The sequence below is a fragment of the Streptomyces lanatus genome (assembly GCF_014655715.1).
Classification (GTDB): Bacteria; Actinomycetota; Actinomycetes; order Streptomycetales; family Streptomycetaceae; genus Streptomyces; species Streptomyces lanatus.
This window is the reverse complement of the sequence record NZ_BNBM01000007.1, coordinates 471642-478995: the sequence shown is the minus strand read 5'-3', so window position 1 is coordinate 478995 and position 7354 is coordinate 471642. Positions and strand designations below refer to the sequence as shown.

Below are 7354 nucleotides of genomic sequence, written 5' to 3'. Positions count from 1 at the left end.
TCCCGATCCGATTTCCTCGGTGCTTTCCAGGTTCCCGCTTCCGCGTTTCCCTTTCCGGCGGTTCCGACTTTATCAGAACTCTCGGGCCGGACTGACCAGCCACTCAATTCCGAAATCATCGGGAGGGGGCTTCTTGGGAATCGATGTTCCACTGAAGCAGACAGATACTCACTCTGCCCGGACGGGACTGGATCCACTTCCAGGCAACTGTTCGAATCTACCTCCCCACATGCTCCGTGTCAACGGCTCCTGTGGGGCGAAGAGGAGACTAGCAGCTCAGCAGGTGTGCTCGCACATCAGGCCGCTGTCGGAACGGCGGCGCTGCGTTCGGCCGCATCGAGGTCGCCGGTGTCTCCGGCGCGGGCGGCACGGCCGCCGAGGACGTAGACGTATGCGAGGAATGCCAGCTCGGCTATGACGCCGATGCTGATGCGCGCCCAGGTGGGCAGGCCCGATGGAGTGACGAAGCCTTCTATGGCGCCGGAGATGAACAGGACCAGGGCCAGGCCTATCGCCATGCCTATCGCGGCCCGGCCCTCTTCGGCGAGGGCTGAACGGCGGGTGCGCGGACCTGGGTCTATGAGGGTCCAGCCGAGGCGCAGGCCGGTGCCGGCGGCTACGAAGACCGCGGTCAGTTCGAGGAGACCGTGGGGCAGGACGAGGCCGAGGAAGGTGTCCAGGCGGCCCGCCGAGGACATGAGGCCGATGCCGACACCGAGGTTGAGCATGTTCTGGAAGAGGATCCAGAGGACAGGGAGGCCCAGGAAGACGCCGAGGATCAGGCACAGGGCCGCGGCCCACGCGTTGTTCGTCCAGACCTGGGCCGCGAAGGAGGCCGCGGGGTGGCTGGAGTAGTACGTCTCGTACTGGCCGCCGGGGCGGGTGAGCTCGCGCAGTTCGCTGGGGGCCGCGATGGTGGCCTGTACTTCGGGATGGGTGCCTATCCACCAGCCCAGGAGGGCTGCGACGAGGGTGGACAGGAGTGCTGTGGGTACCCACCAGTGGCGTGATCGGTAGACCGCGGCCGGGAAGCCGTAGGCGAGGAAACGCGTGACATCGCGCCAGGAGGCGCGTCGTGTGCCTGTCACGGCGCTACGCGCGCGTGCCACGAGTTGGCTGAGCCGGCCGGTCAGCTGGGGGTCGGGCGCGCTGGACTGGATCAGGGAGAGGTGGGTGGCGGTGCGCTGGTAGAGGGCGACGAGTTCGTCGGCCTCGGCGCCGGTGAGGCGGCGCTGGCGTCCGAGCAGTGCGTCGAGGCGGTCCCACTCGGCTCGGTGGGCGGTGACGAAGACGTCGAGGTCCATCTGGTTTTCTGCTCCTCGGCTGTTCGTCGGCGACTCGTCGTAGGTGTCAGCTTGTCGTACTGCGGCGCGATGCGCCCTCAGCTTGGCAGACTGGCCATTCCACAGGCAGGTCAGGGGAAGGACGGACAGCGTGAGTGAGCTGGTCACGGGCGAGGCTGTGGCGCTGGAGTTGCGCCCCGCAAAGCTGCCCAGCAGGGCGCTTGCCGTGCTGCTCGATCTGGTCGTGGCCTTCGTCGCCTACATGGTCGTGACCGTTGGCGTGGTGGCTGCCACCGCCTCGTTGGACGAGGCCGCCCAGACCGCGCTGTCGATCGCGTTGTTCGTTCTGCTGCTGGTCGGGGGGCCGATCGCGGTCGAGACGCTCAGCCATGGGCGGTCGCTCGGGAAGATGGCGTGCGGGTTGCGGGTGGTGCGCGACGACGGCGGGCCGATCCGGTTCCGGCACGCGCTGGTGCGTGGGCTCATCGGCGTGATCGAGATTCTGATGACGCTCGGTGTCGTCGCTGTCATCGCTTCGCTGGTGTCCGCGCGCGGGCGGCGGCTTGGTGATGTGTTCGCCGGGACTCTCGTCGTAAGAGAGCGGGTGCCGCTCGCGCGGACGGGATTCGTGCCTCCTCCCCCGCCGTGGTTGGCCGGGCGGTTCTCGGAGCTCGATCTGTCGGCGGTTCCCGATGGGCTGTGGCTGGCCGTTCGCCAGTACCTGACGCGGATGCAGCAGCTCGACCCGCAGGTCTCCTGGAGCATGGCGGAGCGGCTCTCGGCCGACGTCGCCGCCCGCACGGGCGCTCCGGCGCCGCAGGGTGTGCCGCCGGCCGCTTATCTGGCCGCGGTTCTGCAGGAACGGCGGGCGCGAGAGGCGCGGCGCGCCTTCGGCAACGGTGTCGCCGGGTCGGCGGATGGGCGGAGGGCTGCGGAGGGCCGTGCGGCGGGTGTGTACGGTCCGCCGGTCATGCCGCCCGCCGCGGCACCGACCCCGCCGGCTCCTGCCGCGTATGGCGGGGGTGCTGCTCAGACTGAGGGGCAGCACGGGGATCAGGTGGAAGGGGAGCGGTCCGCCACCGGTTTCGTGCCCCCGGCCTAGTTTCCTGCCGTTCTGCGGCTGCGCTCGGCAGTGATTCCGCCGGGCCGGGCCTCTCGGTCATGTGAACGTCGACGGCGGTGAGTCCAGGTCCTCCAGCTCGATGCCGGGGGCCGCCACGACCACGTCTCCCGCGATGTGTACGGCGTGCTGCTCGCCCGTGTCCAGGGCTGTGACCTGGTATTCGTCCACGGTCAGAGGGCCGTTGTCAGTGGCGTGTGTTTCGCTGTTCACCAAGGCCCAGGACTGGTCCACGGTGCGGGGGGCGAGGACCGGGTCCGTCAGGGCCACGAGGCGGACGGGGGTTGCGGAGGCGGAAGGGGTGAGGCGGAGGAGACGGGTGGTGGCGATGAGGAATGCGGGGGACGTGCCGGTGAAGGCGTGGGCGCGCACATTGCCTTCAGTGGCGTGGATCCCGGTGGGGTCGGTACGGACCCAGGTGACGCCGTCGAGGGCGGCACCACGTACCTGCCAGCCGCCGGCGTGGAGTTCGAGCCGGATGGGACGGCCGAGTTCGTCCAGGGTGAGGTCGACCGAGCCGCTGTGATCGCCGGCGGGGGTGGTCAGCTGGGCGACGTAGCGCCAGCCGGAAGGGCCGGGGGCGCAGTGGAAGTGCTCTTCTGCGAGGGGGGTGTGATCGTGCGGATCGTGGAGCGAATATCGGCCGCGGGGCATCGGGGTCCTGGGGCTTGACGGACGGGCGGGCTGGCTGGCCGCGGCCGCTCGGGCCGATGAGGCTGTGTGGCCGAGCATGTGGGCCAACGGGGCAGGCCCCCGGCACGGGGGTGCGGGGGCCTGCCTCGGAGGTACTGCCGCTGTACAGCGGGATCGGCACCGCGGTCCGCGCGGTGCCGATCCGGCTCAGTAGCGGTAGTGGTCCGACTTGTACGGGCCCTCGACCTCGACGCCGATGTACGCGGCCTGCTCCGGGCGGAGTGTCGTCAGCTTCACGCCGAGCGAGTCCAGGTGGAGGCGGGCGACCTTCTCGTCCAGGTGCTTGGGCAGGGTGTACACGCCGGTGGGGTAGGCGTCCGGCTTGGTGAACAGCTCGATCTGGGCCAGGGTCTGGTCCGCGAAGGAGTTGGACATCACGAAGGACGGGTGGCCGGTGGCGTTGCCCAGGTTCAGCAGGCGGCCCTCGGACAGGACGATGAGGACCTTGCCGTCGGGGAAGGTCCAGGTGTGGACCTGCGGCTTGACCTCGTCCTTGACGATGCCGGGGACCTTGGCGAGGCCGGCCATGTCGATCTCGTTGTCGAAGTGACCGATGTTGCCGACGATCGCCTGGTGCTTCATCTTGGCCATGTCCGAGGCCATGATGATGTCCTTGTTGCCGGTCGTGGTGATGAAGATGTCGGCCTTGTCGACGACCTCGTCGAGGGTCGTGACCTGGTAGCCGTCCATCGCCGCCTGGAGGGCGCAGATCGGGTCGATCTCGGTGATGATCACGCGGGCGCCCTGGCCGCGCAGGGACTCGGCGCAGCCCTTGCCGACGTCGCCGTAGCCGCAGACGACCGCGGTCTTGCCGCCGATCAGGACGTCGGTGGCGCGGTTGATGCCGTCGATGAGGGAGTGGCGGCAGCCGTACTTGTTGTCGAACTTCGACTTGGTGACGGCGTCGTTCACGTTGATGGCGGGGAAGAGGAGGTCGCCGTCGCGCTGCATCTCGTACAGGCGGTGGACGCCGGTGGTGGTCTCCTCGGTGACGCCGCGGATCTCGGACGCCAGCTGGGTCCACTTCTGCGAGCCGTCCGTGATGGTGCGGTGCAGGAGTTCGAGGATGACGCGGTGCTCGTCGGACTCGGCGGTGTCGACGGAGGGGACCTTGCCGGCCTTCTCGTACTCGACGCCCTTGTGGACGAGGAGGGTGGCGTCACCGCCGTCGTCCAGGATCATGTTCGGGCCGCCGGTGGGGGTGTTCGGCCAGGTCAGGGCCTGCTCCGTGCACCACCAGTACTCCTCCAGGGTCTCGCCCTTCCAAGCGAAGACCGGGATGCCCTGGGGGTTGTCGGGCGTGCCGTTCGGGCCGACGGCGATCGCGGCGGCGGCGTGGTCCTGTGTGGAGAAGATGTTGCAGGACGCCCAGCGGACCTCGGCGCCCAGGGCGACCAGGGTCTCGATGAGGACGGCGGTCTGCACGGTCATGTGCAGGGAGCCGGTGACGCGGGCGCCGGCCAGCGGCTGGGTCTCGGCGTACTCCTTGCGGATCGCCATCAGGCCGGGCATCTCGTGCTCGGCGAGGGTGATCTCCTTGCGGCCGAAAGCGGCCAGGGAGAGGTCGGCGACCTTGAAGTCCTGTCGGTTCTCGACAGTCGTCATTGCGAGCTGCTCCTCGGGGTTTGGGTCGAGGGTGGGTACGGCTGGTCTGCGCGGCGGCGGACACAGGGGTGTCCGAGGAGGACACAGGCATGCCCGCGTACGCGCAGCGCAGTCCGTCGGAGGCCCTCTCTCCCTCGGTCGGTCCGCATCGGGACCGCCCGACCGCCATCAGCAGCGACGTCTGGCTCTGTCCCAAGCTACACCGGGACACCCGGCCGTCCCCAGTCCGCCTCCGAACAGTTCTCGCCAAGGAGGGGGTCGTTCGGTCCGGGGTGGGCGGGTCGGGTGACGGTCGGGTGCGGGAGCGATAACAGGACACCAACGAACGGTTCACAGGTGGCGGCAGACCGGGATGTTCCGGGAACTCCGCCCCTTTGAGCTTGCGGGGAGGTGGGGCAGGATGCCCTGCAGATCGGAACATCTGATCGATCTTGCGGGCGTCCGGGACGGCGTATCCGCATGACAATGGCGTTAGGAGATCGACGTGATCAATCCGGCCGGCCCTCCCCCCACGGGCGGCGGTGGCGAGCAGCAGCGGTTGAGGCTGCTCGCGGTGACCGCGTGCCCGACCGGCATCGCCCACACATATATGGCGGCCGAGAAGCTCGCGCAGGCCGCCGAGAGTCGTGGCATCGACATGAAGGTGGAGACCCAGGGATCCATCGGGGCTGAAAACGTCCTTGATGACAACGATGTCAGCCACGCCGACGGCGTCATCATCGCCGCGGACAAGGACGTGGACCTGAGCCGTTTCGCGGGCAAGCGGGTGCTGAGCGTGGGGGTGGCCGAAGGTATTCGCCATCCCGAGCAGCTGATCGAGCGAGTGTTGTCGGCGCCGGTGCACGAGGTAGGAAGCGCCCCCACGGCTTCCGCGCCCGGTGGTGGCAAGGAGCGGAGCGTCGGGTACAAGGCGCTGATGAACGGGGTCAGTTACATGATCCCGTTCGTCGTGGTCGGCGGGCTGCTGATCGCGATCTCGCTGTCGCTCGGCGGGCACACCGACCCGTCGGGCGGTCTGGTCATCCCGAAGGACTCCTTCTGGATGGACGTGAACAACATCGGGGTCATCGGCTTCACGCTGATGGTGCCGATCCTGTCCGGTTACATCGCGTATGCGATAGGCGATCGGCCCGCGCTCGTGCCCGGCATGATCGGTGGCTGGATCGCCAACACCGGTGAGCTGTACGACTCCAAGGCCGGGGCCGGGTTCATCGGGGCGATCGTGACCGGGTTCCTCGCCGGGTATCTGGTGTTGTGGATCAAGAAGGTCAAGGTCCCCAAGTTCGCGCAGCCGATCATGCCGATCATCGTGATCCCGATCCTGGCGACGACGGTGCTCGGGATGTTCTTCATCTACGTGCTGGGCAAACCGATCTCCTGGGTGTTCGAGCATCTGACCAGCTGGCTGAGCGGGATGACCGGCACCAGCGCGATCCTGCTGGGGGCGATTCTCGGGCTGATGATCGCGTTCGACATGGGCGGGCCGGTCAACAAGACGGCGTTCCTGTTCGGCGCCGGGCTCATCGCGACCGGCAACCAGACGGTCATGGGCATGTGCGCGGCGGCGATCCCGGTCATGCCGCTCGGTCAGGGGCTGGCCACGCTGATCCGGAAGCGGCTGTACACCGAGCAGGAGCGGGAGACCGGGCTCGCCTCGCTGTTCATGGGCTGCTTCGGCATCTCCGAGGGCGCGATCCCGTTCGCGGCGGCGCGGCCCGCGCAGGTCATCCCCGCCAACATGCTGGGCGGTGCGGTCGCCGGTGCGATCGCCGGGGTCGCCGGTGTCGAGGACGCGGTGCCGCACGGTGGGCCGATCGTGGCCGTGCTGGGTGCGGTGAGCGGTGTGCCGATGTTCTTCGTGGCAGTGGTGATCGGGTCGGTCGTCACCGCGTTGACCACGGTCGCCCTCGTCGACCTGGGCGAGCGCAGGCGGCGTGGGGAAGCGGGCGTCGGTCTGGGCGTGGGTGCGCGGGAGGCTGTGCTGGTGGGGGCCGGCGTGGGGCAGGAGGGTGTGCCCCGGCAGGTCGGGCGGGCAGATGCCGCCGGCCCTGACGCTGTGGGCCCGGCCGGCTCTGTCGACGCGGCTGACCCGGTCGGCACTGCCGAAGTGGCCGGTGAGACCGGAGCCGACGGTGACTCGGGCGACGTGCTCTCCGGCTATCTCACCGAGCGGACCGTGAAGATTCGGCTCGGTGCCGGGGACAAGGAGGCCGCGATTCGTGAGATGGCGGAGCTGCTGGGTCGTACCGGCAAGGTCGTGGATCCGGACGAGTTGGTGGCGACGGCGCTCCGGCGGGAGGAGCAGGGCACGACCGGGCTCGGGGAGGAGATCGCGATTCCGCATGCCAAGACGGACGCGGTGAGCGCGCCGGTCGTCGGTTTCGCCCGGTCCGTGGAGGGCGTCGAGTGGGGCTCGCCGGACGGTACGAAGGCGAGGCTCGTGTTCATGATCGCCGTACCGGAGGCTGCGGCGGGCGATGAGCATCTGCGGATTCTGGCGTTGCTGTCGCGGAAGTTGATGGACGCGGAGTTCCGGGAGCGGCTGCTCGCGGCGCCGGACGAGTCGGCCGTGCTCGGGGTGCTGCGCGAGGTCGGTTAGCCGGATTGAGCGGGTCCGCGTCCACGGGGTGGGCGCGGGCCCGCACTGCCCCGT

At 69.0% G+C, this 7354-nt stretch carries 5 protein-coding genes; 2 read left to right on the top strand and 3 right to left on the bottom strand.

Annotation, left to right across the window (positions count from 1 at the left end; genetic code table 11):
* Window positions 1–296 precede the first annotated feature (296 nt).
* The gene (locus IE325_RS21800; protein ID WP_190071639.1) at window positions 297–1304 is read right to left on the bottom strand and encodes a stage II sporulation protein M; all 1008 of its coding nucleotides are present in this window, start codon (window positions 1302–1304) and stop codon (window positions 297–299) included.
* A 130-nt stretch (window positions 1305–1434) separates the two neighbouring features.
* Between IE325_RS21800 and IE325_RS21795 the strand changes: the two genes are divergently transcribed.
* Window positions 1435–2385: an RDD family protein gene (locus IE325_RS21795; RefSeq protein WP_190071638.1), complete on the top strand. Its 951-nt coding sequence runs from the start codon at window positions 1435–1437 to the stop codon at window positions 2383–2385.
* Window positions 2386–2442: 57 nt separating this feature from the next.
* On the opposite strand, the gene IE325_RS21790 is transcribed toward IE325_RS21795, so the two are convergent.
* Window positions 2443–3057, bottom strand: coding sequence for a hypothetical protein (locus tag IE325_RS21790; protein WP_190071637.1), 615 nt, complete (start codon window positions 3055–3057; stop codon window positions 2443–2445).
* Between the two features lie 186 nt (window positions 3058–3243).
* Complete coding sequence (ahcY, locus tag IE325_RS21785; protein WP_190071636.1) at window positions 3244–4701, bottom strand: adenosylhomocysteinase; 1458 nt, start codon at window positions 4699–4701, stop codon at window positions 3244–3246.
* A 484-nt stretch (window positions 4702–5185) separates the two neighbouring features.
* On the opposite strand from ahcY, the gene IE325_RS21780 reads away from it, so the two are divergent.
* Window positions 5186–7300, top strand: coding sequence for a fructose-specific PTS transporter subunit EIIC (locus tag IE325_RS21780; RefSeq protein ID WP_190071635.1), 2115 nt, complete (start codon window positions 5186–5188; stop codon window positions 7298–7300).
* Window positions 7301–7354: the final 54 nt, after the last annotated feature.